Annotated in this window: 25 protein-coding genes; 13 read left to right on the forward strand and 12 right to left on the reverse strand. The window is 33.7% G+C overall.

Annotated features, from left to right (window positions below; all coding sequences use genetic code 11):
- Nucleotides 1-37: 37 nt before the first annotated feature.
- From GJJ64_RS01935 to GJJ64_RS01960, 6 genes are all read left to right on the forward strand, one after another.
- Complete coding sequence (locus GJJ64_RS01935; protein WP_154286082.1) at nucleotides 38-1,768, forward strand: TonB-dependent receptor; 1,731 nt, start codon at nucleotides 38-40, stop codon at nucleotides 1,766-1,768.
- Nucleotides 1,769-1,815: 47 nt separating this feature from the next.
- Nucleotides 1,816-2,919, forward strand: a complete 1,104-nt coding sequence (locus tag GJJ64_RS01940) for an SPOR domain-containing protein (protein WP_154286083.1) — start codon at nucleotides 1,816-1,818, stop codon at nucleotides 2,917-2,919.
- 9 nt (nucleotides 2,920-2,928) lie between these two features.
- Complete coding sequence (locus GJJ64_RS01945) at nucleotides 2,929-3,621, forward strand: MotA/TolQ/ExbB proton channel family protein (RefSeq protein ID WP_154286084.1); 693 nt, start codon at nucleotides 2,929-2,931, stop codon at nucleotides 3,619-3,621.
- Nucleotides 3,618-4,016, forward strand: a complete 399-nt coding sequence (locus tag GJJ64_RS01950) for an ExbD/TolR family protein (protein WP_154286085.1) — start codon at nucleotides 3,618-3,620, stop codon at nucleotides 4,014-4,016. The genes GJJ64_RS01945 and GJJ64_RS01950 overlap by 4 nt, the downstream gene beginning before the upstream one ends.
- Nucleotides 4,013-4,840, forward strand: a complete 828-nt coding sequence (locus GJJ64_RS01955; RefSeq protein WP_154286086.1) for an energy transducer TonB — start codon at nucleotides 4,013-4,015, stop codon at nucleotides 4,838-4,840. Before GJJ64_RS01950 ends, GJJ64_RS01955 begins: the two co-directional genes overlap by 4 nt.
- Before the next feature lie 204 nt (nucleotides 4,841-5,044).
- Nucleotides 5,045-6,280, forward strand: a complete 1,236-nt coding sequence (locus tag GJJ64_RS01960; RefSeq protein ID WP_154286926.1) for a bifunctional folylpolyglutamate synthase/dihydrofolate synthase — start codon at nucleotides 5,045-5,047, stop codon at nucleotides 6,278-6,280.
- 3 nt (nucleotides 6,281-6,283) lie between these two features.
- Here the strand turns inward: GJJ64_RS01960 and GJJ64_RS01965 are convergent, their stop codons facing one another.
- The 4 genes from GJJ64_RS01965 to GJJ64_RS01980 are packed head-to-tail and all read right to left on the reverse strand — an operon-like array spanning nucleotide 6,284 to nucleotide 11,672.
- The gene (locus tag GJJ64_RS01965; RefSeq protein ID WP_229655428.1) at nucleotides 6,284-7,564 is read right to left on the reverse strand and encodes an anthranilate synthase component I family protein; all 1,281 of its coding nucleotides are present in this window, start codon (nucleotides 7,562-7,564) and stop codon (nucleotides 6,284-6,286) included.
- A 60-nt stretch (nucleotides 7,565-7,624) separates the two neighbouring features.
- Nucleotides 7,625-8,899, reverse strand: a complete 1,275-nt coding sequence (locus tag GJJ64_RS01970) for an adenylosuccinate synthase (protein WP_154286087.1) — start codon at nucleotides 8,897-8,899, stop codon at nucleotides 7,625-7,627.
- Nucleotides 8,900-8,909: 10 nt separating this feature from the next.
- Entirely contained in the window at nucleotides 8,910-9,386 is a 477-nt protein-coding gene (locus tag GJJ64_RS01975) for a Fur family transcriptional regulator (RefSeq protein WP_039449498.1), read from the reverse strand.
- 54 nt (nucleotides 9,387-9,440) lie between these two features.
- Nucleotides 9,441-11,672, reverse strand: a complete 2,232-nt coding sequence (locus GJJ64_RS01980) for a RelA/SpoT family protein (protein WP_154286088.1) — start codon at nucleotides 11,670-11,672, stop codon at nucleotides 9,441-9,443.
- 164 nt (nucleotides 11,673-11,836) lie between these two features.
- On the opposite strand from GJJ64_RS01980, the gene GJJ64_RS01985 reads away from it, so the two are divergent.
- The 4 genes from GJJ64_RS01985 to GJJ64_RS02000 all read left to right on the forward strand — a co-directional run bounded on the left by GJJ64_RS01985 (nucleotide 11,837) and on the right by GJJ64_RS02000 (nucleotide 15,057).
- Nucleotides 11,837-12,391 (forward strand): DUF4294 domain-containing protein, encoded by a 555-nt coding sequence (locus tag GJJ64_RS01985; RefSeq protein WP_229655429.1) that lies wholly within the window; start codon nucleotides 11,837-11,839, stop codon nucleotides 12,389-12,391.
- Nucleotides 12,391-12,894, forward strand: coding sequence for a glutathione peroxidase (locus GJJ64_RS01990; RefSeq protein ID WP_154286090.1), 504 nt, complete (start codon nucleotides 12,391-12,393; stop codon nucleotides 12,892-12,894). Before GJJ64_RS01985 ends, GJJ64_RS01990 begins: the two co-directional genes overlap by 1 nt.
- 2 nt (nucleotides 12,895-12,896) lie before the next feature.
- Nucleotides 12,897-13,619: a bacillithiol biosynthesis deacetylase BshB1 gene (bshB1, locus tag GJJ64_RS01995; protein ID WP_154286091.1), complete on the forward strand. Its 723-nt coding sequence runs from the start codon at nucleotides 12,897-12,899 to the stop codon at nucleotides 13,617-13,619.
- Between the two features lie 79 nt (nucleotides 13,620-13,698).
- A complete protein-coding gene (locus GJJ64_RS02000) occupies nucleotides 13,699-15,057 on the forward strand; it encodes an acyl-CoA dehydrogenase family protein (RefSeq protein WP_154286092.1) in 1,359 nt (452 codons plus the stop codon).
- 49 nt (nucleotides 15,058-15,106) lie between these two features.
- Here the strand turns inward: GJJ64_RS02000 and lat are convergent, their stop codons facing one another.
- The 3 genes from lat to GJJ64_RS02015 form a co-directional block, all read right to left on the reverse strand.
- Nucleotides 15,107-16,438, reverse strand: coding sequence for an L-lysine 6-transaminase (gene lat, locus GJJ64_RS02005; RefSeq protein ID WP_154286093.1), 1,332 nt, complete (start codon nucleotides 16,436-16,438; stop codon nucleotides 15,107-15,109).
- Between the two features lie 76 nt (nucleotides 16,439-16,514).
- A complete protein-coding gene (locus tag GJJ64_RS02010; RefSeq protein ID WP_154286094.1) occupies nucleotides 16,515-17,402 on the reverse strand; it encodes a 1-aminocyclopropane-1-carboxylate deaminase/D-cysteine desulfhydrase in 888 nt (295 codons plus the stop codon).
- Between the two features lie 60 nt (nucleotides 17,403-17,462).
- Nucleotides 17,463-18,542: a DUF6588 family protein gene (locus GJJ64_RS02015; RefSeq protein ID WP_154286095.1), complete on the reverse strand. Its 1,080-nt coding sequence runs from the start codon at nucleotides 18,540-18,542 to the stop codon at nucleotides 17,463-17,465.
- Between the two features lie 197 nt (nucleotides 18,543-18,739).
- Here GJJ64_RS02015 and GJJ64_RS02020 point away from each other — a divergent pair, with 197 nt between their 5' ends.
- Nucleotides 18,740-19,768 carry an RluA family pseudouridine synthase gene (locus tag GJJ64_RS02020; RefSeq protein WP_154286096.1) on the forward strand — a complete coding sequence of 343 codons (1,029 nt, stop codon included), beginning with the start codon at nucleotides 18,740-18,742 and terminating at the stop codon, nucleotides 19,766-19,768.
- 42 nt (nucleotides 19,769-19,810) lie between these two features.
- Nucleotides 19,811-20,653 (forward strand): aminotransferase class IV, encoded by an 843-nt coding sequence (locus GJJ64_RS02025; RefSeq protein ID WP_154286097.1) that lies wholly within the window; start codon nucleotides 19,811-19,813, stop codon nucleotides 20,651-20,653.
- 63 nt (nucleotides 20,654-20,716) lie between these two features.
- Here the strand turns inward: GJJ64_RS02025 and fmt are convergent, their stop codons facing one another.
- Complete coding sequence (fmt, locus tag GJJ64_RS02030; RefSeq protein WP_195759201.1) at nucleotides 20,717-21,631, reverse strand: methionyl-tRNA formyltransferase; 915 nt, start codon at nucleotides 21,629-21,631, stop codon at nucleotides 20,717-20,719.
- A 15-nt stretch (nucleotides 21,632-21,646) separates the two neighbouring features.
- Nucleotides 21,647-22,855 (reverse strand): exo-beta-N-acetylmuramidase NamZ family protein, encoded by a 1,209-nt coding sequence (locus tag GJJ64_RS02035; protein ID WP_154286098.1) that lies wholly within the window; start codon nucleotides 22,853-22,855, stop codon nucleotides 21,647-21,649.
- Between the two features lie 72 nt (nucleotides 22,856-22,927).
- On the opposite strand from GJJ64_RS02035, the gene GJJ64_RS02040 reads away from it, so the two are divergent.
- Nucleotides 22,928-24,145 (forward strand): ABC transporter permease, encoded by a 1,218-nt coding sequence (locus GJJ64_RS02040; RefSeq protein WP_154286099.1) that lies wholly within the window; start codon nucleotides 22,928-22,930, stop codon nucleotides 24,143-24,145.
- Here the strand turns inward: GJJ64_RS02040 and GJJ64_RS02045 are convergent.
- From GJJ64_RS02045 to GJJ64_RS02055, 3 genes are read right to left on the reverse strand one after another with little or no spacing between them, the layout of a single operon-like run.
- Nucleotides 24,134-25,477, reverse strand: coding sequence for an outer membrane beta-barrel protein (locus tag GJJ64_RS02045; RefSeq protein ID WP_154286100.1), 1,344 nt, complete (start codon nucleotides 25,475-25,477; stop codon nucleotides 24,134-24,136). The two genes, GJJ64_RS02040 and GJJ64_RS02045, sit on opposite strands and share 12 nt — an antisense overlap.
- Entirely contained in the window at nucleotides 25,461-26,030 is a 570-nt protein-coding gene (locus GJJ64_RS02050; RefSeq protein ID WP_154286101.1) for an RNA polymerase sigma factor, read from the reverse strand. The genes GJJ64_RS02045 and GJJ64_RS02050 overlap by 17 nt, the downstream gene beginning before the upstream one ends.
- A gap of 2 nt (nucleotides 26,031-26,032) precedes the next feature.
- Nucleotides 26,033-26,446 (reverse strand): hypothetical protein, encoded by a 414-nt coding sequence (locus tag GJJ64_RS02055; RefSeq protein ID WP_154286102.1) that lies wholly within the window; start codon nucleotides 26,444-26,446, stop codon nucleotides 26,033-26,035.
- Nucleotides 26,447-26,476 lie beyond the last annotated feature (30 nt).

Below are 26,476 nucleotides of genomic sequence, written 5' to 3' on the forward strand. Positions count from 1 at the left end.
GCATTTCTACAATAAGAAGTACAATTAGATGATAAACATGATATTAAAATATAAGATAAAAGCACTTTTAAGTTTAGGATTGATGGTTTCTTTACCTGTTTTTTTACAAGCACAGGTTAAACCAGAAGAGCAAAAACCTAAAGCCACTCAGCAGCAACCTACAGAGGAAGAAAGCAAAACATCTGTTACAGAGGAAATAGAGGTTGTTAGAGAATATAAGCCTATTTTGGCTGATGCTGTTAAAATAAGACGTAATCCAGATTTAAACAGTAACAAAGCTTTTAATCCTAGAGTTCGGTATAATTTATTAGACAAAAGATTAGAGCTTAACTCAGAAATCAGGACTTTAGAAGCGCAGCAATTAAAGCCTATTAAAGATGAAGATTTGCAAAATAACTACGCAAAAGCTGGTTTAGGTAATTTGGGGACTACTTTGGGTAGTTTACATTTAGGTACTGGCAGAGACCAAGCGCTACAAGCTGGTTTTAATTTTGACCATTGGAGTATGAGTGGTAAGTTAAATCAGCAAAAAATGTCTGAACAAGATTTAGGTATTTACGGTAGAAGTATAGGCGAGCAAATTGTATTAGATGGAAAGATTAATTATAACCGTAGAACTAATTATTTTTATGGTTTAGACCCGGCAGGTTCTTTTACCAATTCAGACCCAGTTAAGCAAAGATTTAATTTTATTGAAGGTAAGGGCGAACTTTATAATCGTGTTGATGCTTATGATGAAAATAAACTAGCTTACGCTGCTCAGTTATACGGTTATTTATTCAATAATATTTTTGAAGGGAAAGAAAATACCATTATTGTTTCTGGTGGTTTAAGCAAAAACATTAGTAAGTTTCAAATTGGTGCAAATGCCAATTTAGATTTTACCACCACTAGAGATAGAGGATATGGTTCCTTAAATAATCATATTTTAAAATTAAATCCTTTTGTTAAAATAGATGGCGAGCAATTTAAAGTTGTTGCAGGTATCAATTACGTGAATGAATTTGGTGGCGATAACCAACGTATGAACTTATTTCCTGCCGCTAGTATAGATTTTACCCTTATTAAAAATTACCTGTCTGTTTTTGGTGTTTTAGGTGGCGATGTTCAGAAAACTCGTTTAAAAGATTTAAGTTATACCAATCCATTTTTAAATGAGAATATCAACATTAGAAACCAAATAGAAAAATTTAGTATAGAGGGAGGTGTAAAAGGTACTTTATCTGCCAATATTGGTTATAAAGCATCTGTACATTATAAAACGATTGGAGATTTTAGTTATTTCGTAAATGATTCTACCAGATTACAAGCTTTTCAAGTTGAATATCTAACAGAAAACAGTAATATTTTAGGTTTAACAGGCGAGCTTAACGTTCAATTTTCAAAAGCCTTTAGGTTAGATGGTAAGCTAGAGTTAAATCAATACAACTTAAAAAACGAATTAAATGCTTGGTATTATCCTGGTGTTAGATTAAGCTCTACGGCATCATTTAATATTACCGAGAAACTTAAAATAGATGCTGACATTTATTTACAAGGAGAAACTAAAGCGAAGTTGTATACCACATCATCAGCAGACCCCAATGATTTTCAAGTAAGAACCATCAAAGCTTTCGCTGATTTAGGTGCTGGAGCATCTTATCAGATAAATAAAAAGTTTGGTGCATTTTTAAGAGTTAATAACTTATTAGGTACTGCTTATGAGCGCTATTTGTTTTATCCAAACTACGGATTTAACATACTTGGTGGTGTAAGCTATGGTTTTTAAGGGCAATATTTTTTGATAGGATAAAAAAGACTATTTTTACAACATCAATGGATATTTCCTTCAATATAAAAGATATTTTAGAAAAGAATAATCTGGCAATTTTTCCAGGTTTAGGTGTATTTTATAAAAAAAGACAAGAGGGTTTTTTTGATGAAAATTTACTTGTTTTTCATCCACCCAAAGAAACCATTCAGTTTTCTACCATCACTCCAGAAGAAGTTGAAAATCCTGTTTTAGATTATATTTGCTATACTCGCAAAGTTTCTCCAGCCTCAGCAGATTATTTATTAACCCAGTTTGTAACGCAGTTAAAAGATATTTTAGCTCAGCAAAAAGAATTGCCATTAAATGGCTTAGGTAAATTAGTAGCGCATGATGGTGATTTGGTTTTTGAAGAAGAAAAGGCTTTAGAAACCAACTTATCTTATTTCGGGTTACCACTGGTAAATATAAAGCCCGATGCGATAGTAGAATCTAAAGTTCTTTTAGAGGATTTAGAAGAAGAAAAAATAGAAGAACAAGCGTCTTTTTCTTTGGCAGAGCAAGCGCTTAACGCTTCTTTATCTGGATCAACAGAAGTAAAGGAAAAAAAGAAATCTAAAAGATGGTTGTTTATTTTAATTCCTGTTATGCTAGTTTTAATTTCTGCTATTGCTCTTTATTTCTTTAACCCTGATTTGTATAATCAATATTTCAATCCAAATCTTAACAATAAAGATGTTAAAGTGGTTATGCCATTAGGTGTGCCAAAAGAGCAGCAAGATAATGCTATAAGTCGGCAAGATTCATCTTTAGCAGACTCTGTTTACAGTGAAATTGAAAAAAATGCTAAAGCACAAGGTTTAGAGATAGAAAAAGTAAAAGATTCTACTAATGTAACTGTTAGCAATAAAGCTGTACCAAATAAGGCAGGTATACGTTATGAGATTATTATTGCCGCTTGGCAAACTAAAGCTAAAGCAGAGCAGCATGTTAAAAAGCTAAAAGAAAACGGAATTAATGCTTTTATTGTAGAAGATGCGGATGGCCCTATGATAAAAATAAGTGCCGCTACTTTTTACAATAAAGCAGAGGCAGATGCCGAGTTAAAAAGAATTAGAGAAGAATTAAATCCAGAAGCTTTTATAAAGCCTATAAAACCTTTAAAATAAATTATACATATGTTTTTACAAGATATCGGAGTAGATACTTTATCAAATACTATTCAGGCTATGCAAGCCCCACAGCAAGTAGAAGAATTGAGCTTGTTTAATTTATTAACCAAGGGTGGGTGGGTAATGATACCACTAGCTATATTAGCCTTATTAGGTTTAATTATATTTTTTGAGCGCTATTTTACTATCAGAAAAGCTGCAAAGGATGAATCTCAATTAACCATGCAAGTGCGTTCTAGCATAAAAAGCGGTAACCTAGACTCTGCAATAGCTATCTGTAAAAGTAGTAATACACCTATTGGCAGAATGCTACAAAAAGGTTTGTTAAGAATAGGAAGGCCCATTAAAGATATTGAAGGTGCTATAGAAAATGTAGGTAAACTAGAGGTTTCTAAGCTTGAAAAAAATATAGGCATTTTAGGTATCATAGCTGGTATTGCACCCATGTTAGGTTTCGTAGGTACAATTATTGGGGTAATTACGATTTTCCATGATGTATCTGTAAAGGGAATCATAGAAATTGGTACCATTTCTGGAGGTTTGTATGTAAAGATGATTTCATCTGCAACTGGTCTTATCATAGGCATTATTGCTTATATTTTTTATAATATCTTAAATATCATGGTTGATAAGGTGATCCTGAAAATGGAGACAGATTCAATAGAATTTATTGACTTGCTAGAAGAACCAGGAAGATGAATTTAAGAAAGCGAAAAAGACCACATGTAGAAGTACATACGGCAGCGTTAAACGATATTATGTTTTTCCTGTTGTTGTTCTTTCTTTTGGCTTCTGCGGTAGTGAATCCAAATGTGGTAAAATTATTTTTACCAAGATCTAGTTCTGGGCAAGCTGTTCCGCAAAAAACAATTAATGTTTCTATAACCAAAGAATTAGAATATTTTGTTGAAAAGGAGCAAGTACCTTTTGAACTTCTAGAGCAAAAGATTTTACCTTATCAGCAAGCTAATCCAGATTTAACCATTATTTTATTTGCCGATAGAACCATAGCTATAGAAAATATTGTGAGTTTAACAGATATAGCCAACAAACTTAAAATAAAGCTTGTTTTAGCAACAGAAACTAAGAAATGATTGACCTCTTAAAATCAAATTCTGATAATAATTACCCAAAGGCAATAGCTTGCTCTTTAGGCATTCTTATTGGTTTTTTGGTGTTAAGCATTTTTTATATCATCAATACCGCTGAGCCACCTGAAGAAGTTGGTGTAGGCGGAATTATTGTTAACTATGGTACTTCTGACGAAGGTATGGGTAGCGATTATATGAGTATTGAGGAACCTTCTGTAGATCCTAATGCAAATTTAACAGCTCCTGATAAGATTGTACCTGATGCTAATACGGCCGAAACGCCTACGACCCAAAATAATGCTAATGATATTGTAACTCAGGACATGGAGGATGCGGTGGCTGTTAAAACTAAAACAAATGCTAGTAGTACTGCCCCAAGTCAAAATACAGATGTAAAAGAAAGTAAACCTACCATTAACCAAAACGCTTTGTACAAAGGCAAAAAGAATAATGGCTCTGGTGCTGGCGATGGTATTACAGGAACACCAGGCAATCAAGGTAAACCAACCGGAGACCCTTTAGCTAATAATTATGATGGTACAGGGTCTGGTAATGGCGGTGTGGCTCTTGATCCAAAATCTAGGAGATGGTCAGTCAGACCAACTATCAAAGATGATGGACAAGAAAACGGCAGAGTTGTGATAAAATTTAGAATTGATAAATCTGGAAATGTAATTTTGGCTCAAAACGACAGAGGTACGACTATCAGCAACACGGCTTTAATTGAAAAATGTGAGCAAGCTGTTCTTGCTTCAAAACTAATACCCGTTGAAAATGAATCGAGTTTTCAAGATTATCAAGTGATATTTAAGTTTATTTTAAAGTAGATGAAATTTATTTTAAATATGAAGTGCTCATTTTGAACAATCTAACACACTTTATAAGCATCTCAAATCTCATATCGCAATACGCATATCTAAAAAGGCATCTCAATACTCACTTCTCAATACGCATATCTAACAAAAGTGTCTCCATACTCAAATCAAAAAAAATATCAGCAAACGCTGGATTATTTATACGCTAAGTTGCCGATGTTCACTCGTATCGGAGCTGCGGCTATAAAGAAAGATTTAACCAATACATTAGCCTTTTGTGAGGTTTTGGGTAATCCTCATCAAAAAATAAAAACCATACATGTTGCGGGTACCAATGGAAAAGGTTCCGTATCACACATGCTGGCAGCCGTTTTACAAAAAGCTGGTTATAAGACGGGTCTATATACCTCGCCACATTTAAGAGATTTTAGAGAGCGTATTAAGATAAACGGAGTAATGATGTCTGAAGATGATGTTATTCGCTTCGTAACGCTTCATCAACAAGTTATTGAGCATATATCACCTTCTTTTTTTGAGGTTACGGTTGCTATGGCTTTTGATTATTTTGCCCAACAAGAAGTAGATATAGCTATTATAGAAGTAGGTTTAGGTGGTAGATTAGATTCTACCAATATCATCACTCCAGAGCTTTCTGTTATTACCAATATTGGTTATGACCATATGAATATTTTGGGCGATACTTTAGCGCAAATAGCATCTGAAAAGGCAGGTATTATCAAGAAAAATGTACCGGTTGTTGTAGGAGAATATCTAGATGAAACATTGCCTGTTTTTATTGCGAAAGCTAAGCAAGAAAATGCTACTATACGTTTTGCTTCTGATGAGCTTGAAGTAAAAGTCATTAACCAAACAGCGCAAAAGATGGCGCTTGAAGTACAAAGCGAACTCATAAATGCTCAATTTAACTTAGATTTGGCAGCAACCTATCAAATTAAAAACTTAAAGACTGTCTTATTAGCTGTTGATGAACTTCAAAAGAAAGGTTATCAGATTAAAATCGATGATTTAAAAGTGGCACTTTCTGCAGTAAAGCAAATAAGTGGTTTAATGGGGCGTTGGCAAGTTTTACAGCAAAAGCCTTTAGTTATTTGTGATACCGGCCATAATGAAGATGGTATAAAAGAAGTTCTAAAAAATATAGCGCTTACACCTCATCAAAACCTACACATGGTTATAGGTATGGTTAAAGATAAAGATATTGCTAAGGTCTTAAGCTTATTACCGCATAATGCTATTTATTATTTTTGTGCACCTCAATTAGAAAGAGCTAAACCTGCACAAGAACTCGCTCATGAAGCAATGTCTTTAGGTTTTAAAGGCAAAGTGTTTACTTCTGTTTTGGATGCCTTAGAAGCCGCTAAAAATGAAGCGAAAAAGGATGATTTGGTTTTTGTAGGAGGCAGTACATTTGTAGTGGCGGAGGTGGTGTAGATTTTAATTAGTTTCCACACTTCCATTAACACTTGCTAGCATAGCACTAATTTTTAATAGACATTCTTCATATTCGTTTTCTGCATCAGCGTAAAACGTGATAGCGCTACCAGCATGAAAAGAAAGATATTTAGAGTTTTTATCATATAAAATACTCCTGATGACTACATTAAAATCAAAATCTTGATTTGGGCTGATATAACCTATAGCTCCGGAATAAATACCTCTTTTACTTTTTTCATAGTTTTCCATCAATTGCATGGCTTTAATTTTTGGTGCACCTGTCATACTTCCCATAGGGAAAGTGTTTTTAATAATTTCTGTTATACTCAACTTTTCATCTACTTCACAAACAACAGTAGAAATCATTTGATGCACCTGCTTAAAGCTGTAAATACCAAAAAGTTCTTCTACAGCTACAGTTCCTTTTTTTGCTGATTTAGTTAAGTCATTTCTTACCAAATCAACAATCATGACGTTTTCTTGCTGCTCCTTTGGATGATTTGCCAAGGCTTCTTTGATGGCCTTATCTTCTTCTGGGTTTTTTCCTCTTTTGGCAGTTCCTTTTATGGGTTGCGATGTTATTTTATTCCCTCTTTTTGCTAAAAAGCGTTCTGGACTAGCACATAAAACGTATTTATCTTTCCATTTAAAAAAACTAGAAAATGGGGTAGGAGATAGTTGACTTAACCTTTCATAAACTTGTACCGGATTTAAGCTTGTAAGTTCTTTATAAAACTCGATACAAAAATTGGTTTCATAAATATTTCCGGCTACTATTTCTTGCTGTATTTGTTTTACAGTTTTGATATATTCTTTTTTAGAGAATTTGCAGTTGATTTCAATAGGAGGTAGGCTTTGCTCTTCTTCTATGCTGGTGTTAGAAATAGCGGTTAAAACTTGTTCAGCATCATTACTAAAGATAGCCAAATCATCACCTTTAATAAGGATAAGGTGTTTGGGTACAAAGAAAAATAAGTCTGGAAAAGCTAATGAATCTATGTTGTGAGATGTTAAATCCTCAACCTCATTTTTTAAATCGTACGCTAAGCCACCAATTAACCAGTTTTGGTGCTTGTTTTTAAATGCCTCTAGTTTAGTAAAAGCATCCCCGTAAGGAGTTTCTAAAGTAGCGATGCTATCTACAGCTATTAATAAATCAAAAGTAGAATAGGGGTCTTGATATTGGTGCGAATCAAAAACGGCGCAGTATTCATGCTGGTTTCCCCATCTTAAAGCTTGTTGTTTAAATACAAACTTATCCTCTATCTTTAACTGCATCATTTGCTGCAAACTTAGGCAAGAAAATAAAAAATCCGAAGGCTTAGCTTCGGATTTTTTTATTTAACACATGGTTAGTGTTTGTGTTCTGTCTGGTCCAACAGATAAATATTTAATAGGAACTTCCAAATGCTTTTCTAAGTAAGCAATGTAGTTTTTTAATCTAACAGGCACTTCTTCTGGTGAGCGTATACCTGTTAAATCTTCATTCCAACCTTCTAATTCTTCGTAAACAGGTTCTGGCTGTATACTGCAAATATCGTATGGCATATAATCTATGGTTTCGCCATTATAATTATAATGGGTACAAGCATATATTTTGTCAAAACCGCTTAAAACGTCGGCTTTAGTCATCACCAATTGGGTAACACCATTTAATAAAATAGCATATTTTAAGGCTGGTAAATCAATCCAACCGGTTCTTCTTGGTCTGCCTGTTGTAGCACCAAACTCATTACCAATTTTTCTTAATTCTTCGCCCATTTCATTATCTAGCTCGGTAGGGAAAGGGCCGCCACCAACACGTGTGCAATAAGCTTTAAATATACCAATTACATCGCCAATATTTTTTGGTGCCACACCTAAACCTGTACAAGCACCTGCAGTAGTAGTGTTAGATGAAGTTACAAAAGGGTAAGAACCAAAATCAATATCAAGCATGGTACCTTGTGCACCTTCTGCCAATACGGTTTTTCCTTGTTTTAGATAATCATTCACCAAATGCTCGCTATCTACAAAAGGGAATTTTTTAATCAGTTCAATCGCTTCAAAAAAAGCAGCTTCTTTTTCAGAGAAATCTTCAACTTCTCCGTAGTGGGCCAAAATACTTTTGTGTTTTTCTACTAGTTTTTGGTAACGTTCTTTAAAATCAGGTAAGCCAATATCACCAATTCTTAAGCCGTTTCTACCGGTTTTATCCATATAGGTTGGTCCAATTCCTTTAAGGGTAGAACCAATTTTGCCATCTCCCATTTTATTTTCAGACGCGGCATCTAAAAGTTGGTGCGTAGGTAAAATTAAATGTGCTTTACGACCAATAAATAGGTTTTTCTTTGCTAATAAATCGTGTCCAGCATCTTTTAATTTATCTAATTCTCTTTTTAAGATAATAGGGTCTATAACCACACCATTACCTATAAGATTTAAAGTGTTTTTCTCGAAAATTCCGGAAGGGATAGTATTAAGAACGTATTTTTTGCCATCAAACTCTAAAGTGTGCCCGGCATTAGGGCCACCTTGGAAACGAGCGATTAGGTCATATTGAGGTGCTAAAACATCAACAATTTTTCCTTTACCTTCGTCGCCCCATTGAAGGCCTAATAAAACATCAACAGCCATTATAAATTAATTAGTTTTTATTGTTGTAAGATTCGCAGTAGCCACTACTTAGTTTGGTACAATTACCATAAAGATTTAAAGAGTGGTGCTGGATATTAAATTTAAGTAAATCGCCCATCATGGTTTGTATTTGTTGAACACGAGGGTCGCAAAATTCTACTACCTTCCCGCAATCAAGGCAAATAATATGGTCATGTTGTTTGTAACCATAAGATTTTTCAAACTGAGCCATATTTTTACCAAACTGGTGCTTGGTAACTAAATCACAAGATAACAAGAGTTCTAACGTGTTATAAACAGTAGCCCTGCTTACACGGTATTTCTTGTTTTTCATGTGTATGTAGAGAGATTCTACATCAAAATGATCTGTTCTGGAGTATATTTCTTCGAGTATGGCAAACCTTTCGGGAGTTTTTCTAAGATTTTTATTCTCCAGATAAGATTCGAAAATTTTTTTTACCATCTCAATGGTTTCTTGTACAGCCATAGCGATTGTTAGAGTGTCAAAGTTATCAAAATTTACAATATAGCTAAATGCTTTTTAGTTTTTTACTGATATTGTTTCCTCAGAAGAGTCAAAACGTAGTACATCTGTAATACCTTTTACCTCTTTTATCTTCTTAATTAAATTCTCAAGGTGTTGAGTATCATTAACATATATCATGATAGTGCCCTGAAAAATACCGTCTTCGGTATCCATCGTAATAGAGCGCATATTTACCTTAAAATCATTAGAAATAACCTGTGTTAAGTTATTGATCAAGCCAACTTCATCAATACCTGTGATTTTAAGTCCGGTAAGAAAGGCTAATTGCTTCTGACTGTTCCATTTAGCCTTTACAATTCTATAACCAAAGCTCGACATGAGTTTGGTTGCATTAGGGCAATTGGTACGGTGTATTTTTATTCCGTCTGATACGGTTACAAAGCCAAAAACATCATCACCTGGGATAGGGTTGCAACAATTAGATAACTTATAATCTATCTTTTGCATATCCTCACCAATTAATAAAACATCACTATCGTTAGATTTAACTTGTTTAATAATGTTTTGTATTTTCTCAGAATCTATATTTTGCTGAGGTTTTTGCTCTACTACTTTTTCTGATGCGGCAAATTCTTTAAGATCTTTTAAATCGATAATACCTTTAGCTACATTATAGAACAAATCTTGTGTAGATTGTAGCTTAAAAAAGTAGCTTAATTTGTAAATATTATCAGAGTTGTAAGTGATTTTTAGAGATTTCAACTTACGCTCTAAAATCTCTTTACCATCTTCAGCTATTTTGCGTTTTTCTTCCTTTAAGGATGATTTAATTTTAGCTTTAGCTTTTGCGGTGACCACAAAATTTAGCCAATCTTCTTTGGGTGTTTGTTTACCTGAGGTGATAACCTCTACTTGGTCTCCGTTTTGGAGTTTGTAAGATAAAGGAACCAGTTTATGGTTTACTTTTGCACCAATACATCGGGCACCAATATCAGAGTGGATTTCAAAAGCAAAATCTAGCGCAGTGGCTTCAATCGGGAGCTGAATTAAATCGCCCTTAGGGGTGAAGATGAAAATCTCATCAGAGAATAAGTTCATCTTAAAATCATCTAAGAAATCTAAAGCATTAGCTTCCGGATTGCTTAAAAGCTCTCGTACTTTTTGCACCCATTGGTCTAAACCACTGTCTGATGATGATTCTTTGTATTTCCAATGTGCGGCAAAACCTTTCTCAGCAATCTCATTCATACGTTGTGTTCTTATCTGAACCTCAACCCATTGCCCTTTAGGGCCCATAACGGTTGTATGTAAAGATTCATAACCATTTGCCTTAGGCGATGAAATCCAATCTCTTAAACGGTCTGGATTTGGACGATATAAATCTGTTACAATAGAATAAGCTTTCCAGCTATCTGCTTTTTCACTTTCTGGTTTGCTATCCAGAATTATCCTAATTGCAAATAAATCATAAACCTCTTCAAATGGAATACCTTTTTTCTTCATCTTAGTCCATATAGAATGGATAGATTTTGGCCTTCCTACAACATCAGCATGTAAATCTTGCTCAGCTAAAATTCTTTTAATAGGGCCTATAAAATCTTTAATAAATAGCTCTCTCTCGGCCTTTTTTTCATTCAGTTTTTGAGCAATAAATTTATAAGTTTCTGGTTCCATGTATTTCATGGATAAATCTTCCAGTTCGGATTTTATGGCATATAAACCTAATCGATGTGCTAAGGGAGCATATAAATAAACTGTTTCAGAACAAATTTTAAGCTGCTTATCTCGCGGCATAAAATCCATCGTACGCATATTGTGTAGGCGGTCTGCTAGCTTAATTAAGATTACCCTAACATCATCAGCTAAGGTTAATAACATCTTTCTGAAGTTTTCTGCTTGCATAGAACTGTTTGCATCAAAAACTCCTGAAATTTTAGTTAAGCCATCAATAATTTTAGCACACTTTTTACCAAATTCTCTTTCAATATCTTCTAAAGAAATATGGGTATCCTCAACTACATCGTGTAATAAAGCGCAAACAATAGAAGTTGTACCCAAGCCAATTTCTTCTGCGGCTATTTGTGCTACGGCAATAGGATGGTAGATATAAGGCTCGCCAGATTTACGGCGCATATCTTTATGATTTTCAACAGCCATATCAAAAGCTTGTCTAATCATCTTCTTATCGCCTTTCTTCATTGTTGGTTTACAGGCTCTTAGCAAGGCTCTGTAACGTTTCAATATCTCTGATTTTTCTGCTTCTAAATCTATTATGTAGTCTTTCATCTAAAAAATATCTGTAGCACAAATGATTTTACTTTCTCCTAACAATTATTGGGTTACTTATTATGTAGAAAGGTAATTAATAAGTGATAAATTTGTATATTAAAATTATGAAAATCAAAGGTTTTTTTCTAGGAATCATTTTCTCCTTAATGTCATTTTACACAATGGCACAAAAACCTGTTTTACCTATAACCGGCAAAAACGATACTATTAAAGTAGCACTCGCAGATGTTGATGGTATACTAGTGCCTTGGGTAGTTCTAAATGAGGTTTCTGTTGTAGACAGAAGGATATTTAGATCTCCAGAAGATTTAGCAAAATATAGAAGATTAAAATATAATGTTCTAAAAGTATTGCCTTATGCTCGTTTTGCCGGACAAAGATACAGACAACTAGAGAAAGATTTAGCACTCACTTCTAATAAAAGAAAACAAAAAGAGTTAATTAAAGGTTGTGAGAAAGAGATTAAAGATTTGTTTAATCGTGAGATTAAAAATATGACCATTACACAAGGAGATATTTTAATTAAGTTGATTGATAGAGAAACAGGTAGTTCTAGTTTTGATCACTTAAAAGAGACCAAAGGAAGGGTTCCTGCATTCTTTTTACAATCTGTAGCAAAAATGTTTGGTCATGATTTAAAAGCCAAATACGATGTACAGCAAGAAAGAGATATTGAAGCAATTATTTTAGCTTCAGGATATTATACTTATCAGTAATGAGCGAAAAGACAGTTTATCAGTTCCGAGTAGAGAATATAAAAGGAACTGAAGTGAGTATGGATGCCTATAAAGGAAAAGTTTTATTAATTGTTAATACGGCATCAGAGTGTGGTTTTACTCCTCAACTAAAAGATTTAGAAGAGCTTAGACAAACTTTTGAAGGTGAAAAATTTGAAATCTTAGCTTTTCCAAGTAATGATTTTGGGCAGCAAGAGCCACTTGAAAACGAAGCAATTGGTAAATTCTGTAGTATAAACTATCATACTAAATTTTCTATTTTCAAAAAAGTTAAAGTAAGAGGACCTTATGCTCATCCCTTGTTTAAATTCTTGTCTAGTAAAGAATTAAACGGTAAAGTAAGCTCTACACCAAGATGGAATTTTCATAAATTCTTAGTAAATTCTAAAGGAGAGGTTGTAGACTTTTTCTATCCTTTTACCAAACCTAATACTTCTCGTGTGAAGAAGAAAATTCAAAAGCTATTAAGCGTTACCAAATAAACATGAAGTTAGATTTATTATTTATTGCCGTTCATCCTGATGATGTTGAATTAGGTGCCGCTGGAACTATTCTTAAGCATAAAGCTATGGGTAAAAAGGTGGGCGTGGTAGATTTAACCAGAGGAGAACTAGGCACTAGAGGCTCTGCAGATTTGAGAGATAAAGAAGCGGCAGAAGCATCTAAAATTTTAGGTCTTGATGTTCGTGAGAATTTGCATATGCGAGATGGTTTTTTTCAAAATGATGAAAAGCACCAGCTTCAAATTATTGAAGTGATTAGAAAATATCAGCCAGAAATAGTTGTTACTAACGCTCATTATGATAGGCATCCAGACCACGGAAAGGCTTTTCAATTGGTTAATGATGCTTGTTTTTTAGCTGGTTTATCAAAAATTAAAACCACTTATCATGATGCTGAGCAAAAGGCTCATCGACCTAGATTATTACTTTCTTTTATTCAGGATACCTATATAAAGCCAGATATTGTTATAGATATTACACCATATCATCAGCAAAAATTAGAAGCTATAAGAGCTTATAAAACTCAATTTTATGTTCCAGGCGTTACACTGGATGAACCTGAAACGTATATCTCTAACCCAGACTTTTTAGAAGTTATTATTGGAAGAGCCAGAGAAATGGGTAAATCTATTCAAGTGCCTTTTGCAGAAGGTTTCCTTTCTAAAAAAATATTAGGTGTAGACAATCTTTTTGATTTAAAGTAATTATCATTTCTTAATCTTAAAGCTTTAAAAAAAACAACCAGAAAGGTATCTTGTTAATTAATAAACCAATTTTCAAGATATGTCTAACGTTTTTTCAAAAGTAAAAAATATTTACCAGCTGTTTAAATCTGTTGACTTTAAGCAGTTAGAAGCGCTTTCTCAAAAAGTAGATTTAAAAGAAGTCATGAATCAATTTAGCAAGCTTGATGAAAAACAGCTTGCAGGATTGATGAAAATGGTTGGTGGCAATAAAAAAGTTAAAGAATTACCTCCTATAAATGGAGATTTTTACGAGCTTTCTGATTCCCTATCTCCTGAAGATAGAGCTTTACAATTAAAAGTAAGGGCTTTTATGGAGACTGAAATTAAGCCTATTGTTAATAAATATTGGAACAGGGCCGAGTTTCCTCATGAGATTATACCCAAAATGGCCGAGTTAAATATCTGCGGATTAACCTACGAGGGTTATGGATGTCCTAACCGTTCTTTTTTAATGGAGGGTATTCTAGCTACAGAAATGGGGAGGATAGATGCATCTATAGCTACATTCTTTGGAGTACAAAGTGGCTTGGCAATGGGTTCTATTTACATATGTGGTTCTGATGAGCAAAAACAACGTTGGTTGCCAAAAATGCAGAAAATGGAATTGATAGGTTCTTTTGGATTAACCGAGCCAGAAATTGGTTCTGCAGCAGCAGGCGGTTTAACTACAACAGCTAAAAGAAATGGTGATACATGGGTTTTAAATGGCCAGAAGAAATGGATTGGCAATGCCACTTTTGCTGATGTTAATGTTATTTGGGCTAGAGATTTAGATGATAATCAGGTAAAAGGATTTGTTGTTGAAAAAGGTAATCCTGGTTTTTCTGTAGAGAAGATAGAAAATAAAATGGCTTTAAGGATTGTACAAAATGGTCTTATCACTTTAAAAGATTGCGTTGTAACAGAAGAAAACCGACTGCAAAACTGTAACTCTTTTAAAGATGTTGCCAAAGTTTTACAGATGACTAGGGCAGGTGTTGCCTGGATGGCTGTAGGATGTGCTAGAGGTGCTTATGAAAGTGCCTTGAAATATACCAGAGAACGTGTTCAATTTGGTAAGCCCATAGCCTCTTTTCAATTGATACAAAATCATTTAGTTGAGATGTTATCTAATGTTACAGCTATGCAAACTCTAGTTTTTCAACTTTCAAAGCTGCAAGATGAAGGCAAATTAACTGATGAACATGCTTCCCTAGCAAAAGTATTTTGTACCATGCGTACCCGCGATGTAGTAAGCAGAGCAAGAGAGGTGATGGGTGGAAACGGAATTTTACTTGAATACGATGTAGCTCGTTTTGTTGCAGATGCTGAAGCTATTTACTCTTACGAAGGTACAAAAGAGATAAACTCCTTAATAGTTGGTAGGGCAATTACGGGCTTTAGTGCTTTTGTTTAATTTTGAGTTATGTTTTAGCGCAGGTATTAATGCCTGCGCTAAAATTCTTTTAAAGCTCTTTTAATACTTTTCTCATTACCTCCATACCTTCATCTACATGATGTTTTTGCAAAATTAAAGCTGGTCTAAATCTTATGGTGCTATGACCACATCCTAAAAACATCACTTTGTACTCCATTCCTTTAGCTACAAAATGGTTTCTTTGTTCTTGTTTATCAAAATCAAAGGAGCATAATAAACCTTTTCCTCTTACGTTTTTTACGCGTTCATCTTCTTCGGCTATCTGTTGAAGCTGTTCATGAAGATAATTTCCAACTTCAGCAGCGTGAGCACAAAGCTGGTCTTCTTCAATAATTTCTAAAATTTTTGAAGCTCTTACCATATCTACCAAATTACCACCCCAAGTAGAATTAATTCTGGATGGCACTGTAAATACATTATGTTCTACTTCATCAAGCTTTTTACCGGCTAAAATTCCACATACCTGCATTTTTTTACCAAAAGCAATGATGTCTGGTCGGGCAAGTTCTCCAAAATGCTCGTGACACCAAAATTTACCTGTTAAACCAACGCCAGTTTGTACCTCATCATAAATAAGTAGTGCTTCATTTTCATCACAAAGTATACGCACTTGTTCTAAAAACTCTTTTCTGATATGGTTATCGCCACCTTCTGCTTGTATAGGTTCAATAATAACGGCGCAAATATCATCCTGATGATTTTTAAAAGCGTCTTTTATTTCTTGGATAGATTTAGCCTCTCGCTGAATTAAATCTTGTAAGTTTTCATCCGTTAAAGGATATTTTACTTTAGGGTTCGATACCCGAGGCCAATCAAACTTTGCAAACCATTTTGTTTTATTAGGTAAGGTATTAGTTAAACTAAGCGTATAACCAGTTCTTCCATGAAAAGCTTGTTCAAAATGTAAAACTTTAAAACCTTTTTCTTGCTTATAACCTTTGGCAAAATTCTTTTGTACCTTCCAATCCATTGCAGCTTTTAGCGCATTTTCTATGGCTAAGCCACCACCAGCTATGAAAAATGCATGCGGTAAATAATCTGGGATACCTACCCTAGAAAAAGTTTGCACAAACTGAGCATATTGGGCAGTATAAATGTCAGAATTTGATGGATTGGTTAATGCTGCAAGCATAAGGTTTTGCTTAAAACCTTCATCTGCTAACATTTTTGGATGGTTATAGCCTAAAGGGACAGATGCAAAACAGGTGAAAAAATCCAATAAGGTTCTATTATGTTTGCTATCATAAATATGTACGCCATTACTTTTTTCCATGTCAAAAAGTAAATCATAACCATCTGTAAGCAAATGTTTACTTAAAACCTTTTCTACTTGTTTTGGGGCTATATTAATTTTATACATAACTCTAGGATTTGGTTATAATATACGAAAACAGCCCATAAAACCCAAATGATTTAATGTAGATGAAGATGTTACGCTAGAATTTGTCTAGCATACCTAATATCCCAAAAATCCCTCCGGTATGTATCATTAAGATTTTACTATTGGCTTTAAAGAAGTCTTGTTGAGCTAAATCTTGTATAGCAAACATAGCTTTCCCGGTATAAACCGGGTCTAATAAAATACCTGTTTTGGATGTAAAATCCTTGATGAACTGTATCAGTTCTGGAGTAGTTTTAGCATATCCACCAAAGTGGTATTGATCTAATAAAAGATAATTAGAGTTATTTATTAATAAAGGTTCAATATCATTTTTTAAGAAAATACCACCTTTTAATACAGGTACCATAACAAATATGCTATCTAATTTATTTAAGTCAATAGCATTAATAATACCTGCGGATGTTGTACCGGTGCCGGCAGCACAAAAAATATAATCATAGTTTTGTTTAAGCTCGGTTATAATTTCTCTACAACCTAATTCTGCTTCTTTTCCAGCACCACCTTCATCAATAAAATAAGCTTTTGGGTTATGAGAAAAGTGTTCATCAAAAAGTTGTTTTTTATTTTTATAGGCATCTCGGCTGGTGAAAATTAAATGCATGCCATGTATTTTGCACAAACTTAATAAGCTGTTATTAACCTCTTCGCCTCTTACAAAAGCAGTAGTTTTAAAACCAAATTTAGATCCAGCTGCTGCAGTAGCTAATAAATGGTTTGAGTATGCACCACCAAATGTTACTAAATGGTTTTGTTGGTTTGCGGATGCTTTTAAGAGGTTATATTTTAATTTTCGCCATTTGTTACCAGAAATAAAAGGGTGTATCAAATCGTCTCTTTTTACAAAGAGTCTGATATTTTTCTGCTCAAAAACTGGGTAAAAAACTTCTTCCTCAGGACTATAAAACTGTAAGTTAAGCATCATGCAAAATAAAAAAAGCCATCCTGATTAAAGAATGGCTTTTAAATGTTTTTATGGATGTGATTATTTCCCTATTCCAATGCCCAAACCAGCTGTAACGGCATTGTATTCTCCAATGTTATAAGCTCCGTATAATCTAAAAATAGCGAGGTGTAAAGAGAAGCCTACGCCTGCTCTCATTCCTGAAATATCTTTTTGATTTATTTTAATAGGGTCTGTTATGGTTTCTTTATCATTAATGCCAGAGCCAGTTTTAATAATATAATCACCTAAAGCACCTATTTCTGTCTTTGCTGTATTATAACCCACACTAACAAAAGGAGTAAAAATGGCTAACTTTTTAGATAAAATAGCATCAACAGTATAGCCTGATAATTTTGCTTCTATTCTTTGGTTAAGGTCTTTTCCTGCATTTGGTCCAGGAATTAAACCTTCGTTATCAGCATTAACTTGGTCTGCAACAGCAATTTTGTAATCAATGTTTACTTGGTTATAGCCAAATGCTAGTGAAATATCTACAGGAATAACTTTTTCAGACTTTCCTGGTAAAAAAGAAGTAATTTCTTTTTTAATACCTACTCCCCATGAGTTTATTTGACCTCCATCCCCAATTTTTACTGATGGTACAAATCTTACAGATACATCTGTATTTTTAATTAAACCTACTGTTAATTGAACCTGCGGAGAAGGTGCGATATTGAAACCTGTACCTTGTGGCATTTGAAATTCTGCAGCTACATCTCCATTGTCGTCTAATACTTCAATAGTTGTAGCAGAATTATCATCACCAAAAATAGTTGGGGTAAAATTACTTTGCCCAGCTTTAACTCTTGCATTTGATAAACCTAAAGAAGATATATTAAAGCGTTGGTCTGCTGGTGGTACAAAAGCACCTGTAGCTTGTATTCTCAAATCAAATTTGCCTAAATTTTTTGTTTTGGCAGAGTTGAACCAGCCGCTGTTCATACCAAAACCGAAGCCCTTAAAAAAAGGATTTAAATAGGCCTGAGTAAGTTTTGTAGCGTCTTCTTTGCCCGCTCTTACTAGCTCGCCGATATCATCTTGAGCAGATACGGTTGAAAAAGCGCCCAGTAATGATAGTGTTAAGGCAGAAGTTTTAAAAAAAAGTACTATTCTTTTCATTTTAGGAATGATTTAATTCAATTCCTAAAGTATATCTTTTTAATAAGAAATGGAAAAAAGTTAAGTACGAACACGAATTTTTTAGTAAAGTCTTTCATAATTTGTTTTTCTAGTTTTGATAGTACGTTGCCGAGCTCAAATGTGATACCATTTTTTTCTAATTGATTGAAAATAATTTAAAAGGTTTAATTTTGTTTATGGATTTTAATGAAGAAGCATCAGATTTAGAAGAGAGTGACCTATATGAGCACCTGAGAATTAAGGTTGATAAAGGACAGTCTTTACTAAGAATAGATAAATTTTTGATGCACCGTGTAGAAAATGCTTCAAGAAATCGTATCCAAAATGCTATAGAAATGGCTAATGTGCTGGTAAATGATAAACCAGTGAAAGCCAGCTATAAAGTAAAACCCAATGATGATATCTCGATTGTATTACCACATCCGCCAAGAGACACTACCGTTTATCCAGAAGATATTCCTATTGAAATAGTTTACGAAGATGATGATGTGCTTTTAGTTAATAAAAAAGCTGGGATGGTGGTTCATCCTGGTTTTGGTAATTGGAATGGCACTTTGGTAAATGCTTTAGTTTTTCATTTCACACAACTGCCACAATTACCCGGAAATGATGGCAGACCAGGCTTAGTTCATCGTATAGATAAAGATACTTCTGGTTTGTTAATCATCAGTAAAAACGAAAGAGCCATGACTTTCTTGGCCAAACAATTTTTTGATCATAGTATCAGCAGAAGGTATATTGCCTTAGTTTGGGGAGATTTAGAAACCGACGGTACCATAAGTGGTTATATTGGCAGAAGTGCTAAAGACCGTAAAGTGATGGATGTTTATGATGATCCTGAAAAAGGAAAATGGTCTGTTACGCATTATAAAGTTTTGCAGCGTTTTAATTATGTTACTTTAGTAGCTTGCGAGTTAGAAACAGGCAGAACCCATCAAATTAGAGCGCACATGAAGCATATTGGACATCCTTTATTTAATGATGCTGCTTATGGTGGAGATAAAATAAGAAAAGGAACTTTAGTGGCTAAATACAAAACTTTTATAGAAAATTGTTTTCAGGCTATCCCGAGGCAGGCGCTACATGCTCAATCTTTAGGTTTTATACATCCGGTAAGTAAACAGTTTAAACATTTTGAAACAGAATTACCTGATGATTTTAAGCAGGTTATAGAAAAATGGACGAATTATATTCAGCATCATTAAAATCTTATTAAAAAAGAAACGTTCAATTTCTAAATTTGTAGCATGGTCAAACGCTTTATCAATTTTAACGGAGAGATTTATCAAGAAGACGAAAAGCTACTGACTATAGCAAATAGAGGCTACAGGTACGGAGACGGTATTTTTGAGACCATGCGTATGTCTAGAGGTAAACTAAATTTTGCTGATTTACATGCCGATAGGTTGCAAAGTGGGATGAAGACTTTGAAAATTGAAGGCTACTCGCAATTAGATGCTTATTTTTTAAAAGATAAAACAGAGGAGCTTTGTAAGCGAAATAAGATTCTACAGAATGCCAGATTTAGATTAACCATTTATAGAAATGCTGGAGGTTTATATACACCAGACCAAAATAAAAACGGCTATAGTTTAGAAGTTAGTCCTTTAGATTCTCCGTATTATGATATCAATACGAAGGGTTTGATTTTAGATGTTTATGAGGATATTCCTAAAGCAGTAAACAGATTATCTAACCTTAAAACTTGTAATGCTTTAAATTATGTGATGGCAGGTTTGTATAAGAAGCATCATAAATTAGACGAGGCTTTTATATTGAATCAGCATGGTTTTTTATGCGAGGCTATAAGCGCAAACGTCTTTATTGTTTACGAGGGCAATTTATATACACCTGCTTTAAGTGAAGGCTGCGTTGGTGGCGTGATGCGCCAAGTAGTGATGCAACTGGCACAAAAAAATGATTTAAAGGTTGTTGAAGCACAAATAAACCCAGAAATACTAAATATGGCAGAAGAAGTTTTTTTAACCAATGCTACCAAAGGTATACAATGGGTAATGGGCTTCAACAGGAAAAGATATTTTAATGAAGTATCAAGGTTTTTAGTAGAAAAACTTAACCAAGAAATTTAAATAGCAAGCTATAACTATCAGGTCTAACCAACTAACAACCTAACCAACTAACAACCTAACTAACTAAAGCTTAACACCCCTCAAAAACTCATCTATTTGCATTCTCTTTTTGCCTTCTAGTTGAATTTCTTTTACAGATATATAGCCGTCTAAAGCGGCAAATTTTAAAAATGTTTTGCCGTCTGTTAGGTATTCACCTGGCTGTATGTTAACAGTAGCATTTTCTTTCAGGCCGGTGAAAATTTTGAAAGTTTTGTCTTGTAAATAAGTGAAAGCAGCAGGGTATGGGCTTAAACCTCTAATATGGTTATAAACTTTTTGTACGGGTTGGTTCCAATTGATTTTACAATCGTCTTTAAATATTTTTGGAGCATGTTTAAGAACAGCAATATCAAATTCATCTTGTGGTTTTTCCTCGTAATTACCTTCTTTAATAGCTTTTACAGTTTCTGTAAGTAATTTAGCACCTATCAACATCAGTTCATCGTGTAACTGTCCGGCAGTCATATCGTCAGTAATATCTACTTTTTCATAAAATAAAATATCACCAGTATCTATTTCATGTTTTAAGAAAAAGGTAGTTACGCCAGATTCTTTTTCGCCATTTAAAATAGCCCAATTAATAGGCGCAGCTCCACGATATTGAGGTAATAAAGACGCATGAAGGTTTATAGTTCCTAGCTTAGGCATGTTCCACACGGCTTCTGGTAACATTCTAAAGGCAACCACAACTTGCAAATCGGCTTCTAAGGCTTTTAGTTCTTTTAAAAACTCTGGAGCCTTTAATTTTTCTGGTTGTAAAATATATAAATGATGTTCTTTAGCATATTTTTTTACGGCAGATTCCTGTATTTTTTGTCCTCTTCCTGCTGGTTTGTCAGGCGTTGTAATAACCCCAACTATATCAAAACCAGCTTTTACTAAAGCATCTAAAGATGCTACAGCGAAATCTGGTGTGCCCATAAATACTATTCTCATGCTTATATTTTCGATTTAATTATATAATAAATATTTTTTTCTGAATTTCTTATAAATTTCGAGTCCGTTTGCCCAGCTTTTTCTTATTTCAGCTTCTGTTTTGCCGTCTTTAATTTGTTGCATTAGTTTAGCGTTACCTGCTAATTTATTAAAGAAAGGTGTGAAGAACTTTTCTTTATCGGGGAAATCCTGATAAAGCTTTAATAAGATACCTATATTAAGTTGTTTTTGATTTTGAATGTCTTTTATAGCAGTACCTCTAAAATCAATACCATAACAAATCTGATTCTCTAAAGGAGGATTTTTACTCATCCCAACAATACTTATTGGAGTGAAACTAAATTCGTATTTGCCTTTTAAAGCCGGATGTCCTAAAACTTGGAAAGGATAAAGCGTTCCTCGGCCCTGGCTAATAGCTGTACCTTCAAACATACATAAACTTGGGTACAAATAAATAGATAAAGCATTAGGTAGGTTAGGAGATGGCTTAACAGGCAGACTATAAACCATGTTATGACTATAATTTTTAACCTTAACAATTTTTAATTCACATTGAGCGCCCTTGGTAAGCCATTTCTCTCCGTTTACCATTTGTGCAAATTCTGCAGATGTTAAACCATGGCCTATAGGTATTTTGTGCATTCCTACTCCAGATTTAAATTCTGGTTCTAAAATAGGGCCATCTATCAATTGCCCGTTGGGGTTTGGTCGGTCTAGAATAAGTAGTGGTATTTGATTATCGGCGCAAGCCTGCATTACATAAGCTAAGGTGATGGTATAAGTGTAAAATCTAACGCCAACATCCTGAATGTCATAAACTAAAACATCTATATTGGCTAAATCTTCTTTGGAAGGGGCGTGTTTCTTACCATATAAAGAAATCACTGGAAGGCCAGTTTTTTTATCGGTATAATTTCCAACTTTTTCGCCAGCATCCGCATCGCCTCTAAAACCATGTTCTGGTCCAAATATAGCTTTAATATCAACTCCTAAGCTTTTCAAAGTATCTACTAAAGAAACCTTGTTAATTTCAGCAGTTTGGTTAATCACCAAACCTACTTTTTTACCTTTTAAATAGGGCAAATAAACCTCTGTTTGTTGTGCGCCAGTAAGTATAGTTTTTTCTTTTTGAGCTTCTTTAACTGTGATAGAATTTGGCTTATTACCTGCTATGCAACCATAAAAAGATAGTACGAAAGCTAACAAGAGACTGATTTTAAACATAGATACTAATTAACGTGTTTTTTTGCGTAAATGGTCGCATATTTGTGGCTTACAAATAAACAAAAAGAATTTTTGAATCTTGCATTTTTTATAGCCAAAAGGCTTTCCTTTAAAGCAGAGCGTACATTTTCAAAACTAATTGTACGCATAGCTATCTTAGGCATAACGCTTGGTTTATGCGTAATGTTATTGGCTATCGCTATTATGAAGGGTTTTAAAACCGAAATAAGAGAAAAAATAAGAGGTTTTAATGGCGATATTCAAGTACTTAAATACGATTTAAACTCGTCTTACGAGAACTCATCTTTTAACCTTGAAAAACAAAATCTCAACAAAATTAAACAGCTTTCTAACGTAGCTGTGGTTGATGCTTTTGCTACCAAACCAGGTATTATAAAAGCTAATGATGAAGTAGAAGGGGTTGTTTTTAAGGGTGTTGATAGTGCTTACCATTGGGATAATTTCAATAAAGTTTTAATAGCAGGTAAGGTTATAGATTTTACCAAACCCGGTCATCAACAGCAAATTCTGATTTCTGAACTTGTTGCTAAAAAGCTGAATTTAAAGGTTGGGGATAATTTTTTGATGTACTTTATTCAAGAATCTTTACGTAAACGTAAGTTTGAAATTGTAGGTATCTATCGTACTGGAGTAGAAGAAGTAGATAAGATTTTTGTGATTGGAGATATGGATTTGGTGAGGAGGTTAAATAAGTGGGACGACAATCAAGTGGGAGGTTACGAGCTAAGAATTAAAGATTTTAACCAGCTTGATGCTACTAGTTATGAGGTTGGAGATGAATTGCCTACACAACTTAAAGCAGTTTCTGTAACTACCAATTTCCCTAGTATTTTCGAGTGGCTTTCTTTACTAGATATCAACGCTCAAGTGGTTTTGGTTTTGATGTTGATGGTAGCCATCATCAATATGATTTCTGCTTTGCTTATTATTATTTTGGAGCGTACACATATGATTGGTTTGTTGAAAGCATTGGGCGAATCTAATTGGGGAATCAGAAAAATTTTTCTTTATAATGCCGTTTATTTAGTTGGTTTTGGGATGCTTATGGGTAATATTTTTGGCTTAGGCTTAGGTTATATTCAACAGCAAACTCATTTTTTTAAGCTAGATGAAGCTTCTTATTACATGAGTTTTATTCCTGTCCAATTTGAATGGTTAGATATTATACTCATCAATATAGGAACGTTGGTTATTTGCCTAGCTGTTTTAATTATTCCATCTATGTTGGTAAGTAAAATATCTCCGGTTAAGGCACTATCATTTAAATAAAGACTTATTTAAATTTAGCCTAAAACTTACACCACTCGAGCCAATTTCTAGTTGTTCATTACCAACTGTTCTTATTGGATATTTGATAAAAGGTTCTATAGCTAAAGAAGTTACATTTTTAACTGGGATATTAACGCCTACAGATAAGTTTAAGGTACGAGCTAATTGTAGGTTAGAAAATAAGTTATTATTATTTTCTTCTTTTAAAACTATATTGTTGGTTTCTACACCAGCAAAACCATAATTTACAACAGAAATATTGTTTAGATAGCGCTCATTTAACAAAGTATACGAACTAAAACCACCGGTTACAAACCAATTGATTTTTTTAGAGCTCGAGGTATATTTTAATTGTAATGGAATATCAATACCAACTAATCTAGCATTAGAAAAATTTTGTGTAACTACTGTTGCCATCGCACTAGCAAAAGCTTTTTCTGTGGCAGCATTATTTTGTTGTGGATTATTACTTATAAAGGCAGCAGTTTGTTTATTGAAGTTAAAACCAGAGCTTAAACTAAACTTATTCGATAATCTATATTCGGATATTACCCCTATAGCTAAGTTAATGTCTTCGTTAATGCCCTCTTGTGTAAAATTCATAAAAGTTGAAGCATCTAAACCTAATTTCATCTTTTTTAAAGCTTTAAAAGGCTTATTTACTGCTTTATTTATATCTCCTGCATAAGCATTTTGTGGGGTAGATGTTAAAGCGAGTATAGGTGTATTTTGATTATACTGGCGCTTATTATTGTTGCTTTTATCTGTATTTATAATTTCACTGGTTGATGGTATAAAATCAATTAAATGAGTTTGATGGGTAAGCTGATTAATGATACTGATATTTTTTGCGTTAATTTCTAAAGGTTTAGCAATTGTATCATTTAAGAAGAAGTAATCATCTACTACAAAATTACTAGCTAGCTTGGTTGAATTTTGCTTTCTAACCTTTTGATAAGTAATGGTCTCTTCAGTTTGCTTGTTGATATCGTATGATTTTTTGATAATTTGATTATCAGCTGCTATTTTAATGTTTTTTGAGCTTATTTTATCTTCAATACTTTCTGATGGTTTTTGTAAGCTATTTTTACTGAGTTTAATTGGTTTTAAGTCTTCTTGAGTTTCTGTTTGTACCGTAATGTTTAATAACCAAAATATAGCTAGCGCTGCAGCCATACCGCTTGGTAAGCTCCATAATAAAAAAGCTCTTATTTTTTTACGCTGTACTTTCTGTTGATATTTTTTCCAGCCGTCATCAGCCATTTGATCATTGTAAATATCAAATGTATCTTTAATATGATCTCTCAGCTCTTTATCAAATTGCTCGTTCATAACTTAGATAAAAATGGTTATTTACTAATTTTCTTAATCTATCTTTTGCTCTTGATAAATATACCCTAGAACTGCTAGAAGGGATATCTAAAATATCTGAAATCTCTTCATGCGAATAGCCATCAATCTCGTAAAGGTTGAAAATTAAGCGATGTATTTCTGGCAACTCATCTAGTAATTTTAGAATATCTTGGGCATTTATTTTAGAGATGATTTGATTGTTAGCAGGCTTTTCTTCGGCATATTCTATGTCTAAAACTGTAGAATGTTTAAGATTTTTTCTTCGGCTATCAATAGCCGAGTTAACAACAATTTGTCTAAACCAAGGCTTTATCAATCTTTCATTTTCAAAAGTTTTGATGGTTTTAAACAGCTTCATAAAAGCATCGTTTACGGTTTCTAAAGCATCATCTCTATTAATACAATAACGCAAAGAAATTCCCATAGCATAAGCATAAAAGCGTTTGTAAAGCATTTCTTGAGCCTTTACATCGTCTTTTCTGCATTTTATAATAAGCTCTTGATCGCTTAAACTGCTATAAGGATGCTTCATGGTTATTTTTCCAGTTTATAAATGTAGCTGGAATTTTCGTTTACTTTCTTTGTTAATACTAAATATTTGGTATCACTACTGATTTCAAAGGTACCATTAAAGATAAAATTCCAATCGAAATCCGCTGTCCAGTAATTTTCATCTCTAAAAATAGCTTGATTACCTTCTACTGTAAAAGAACCGCTTCCCCCTCGCATGGGCGAGTTTTGGCCCGGAATAAAAGTGTATTTGCCTTCTTTTATTTTGAGTACAAATGGGCTAGGGGTATAGTTATATGAGCTATGCTGTAAATAAAAAACTCCTTCGTAATCTTTTTCAAGGAGCTCTACCCTGCTGGTTTTTTCACAGGCGGCAAACCCTATAAACAAAATAAGAATAAGACTGAAAACAGTGGATTGCAGATTATTCAAATACATAAGAGAGTAATTTTATATTACTACTTACGT

Source organism: Pedobacter puniceum (assembly GCF_009674685.1).
Classification (GTDB): domain Bacteria; phylum Bacteroidota; class Bacteroidia; order Sphingobacteriales; family Sphingobacteriaceae; genus Pseudopedobacter; species Pseudopedobacter puniceum.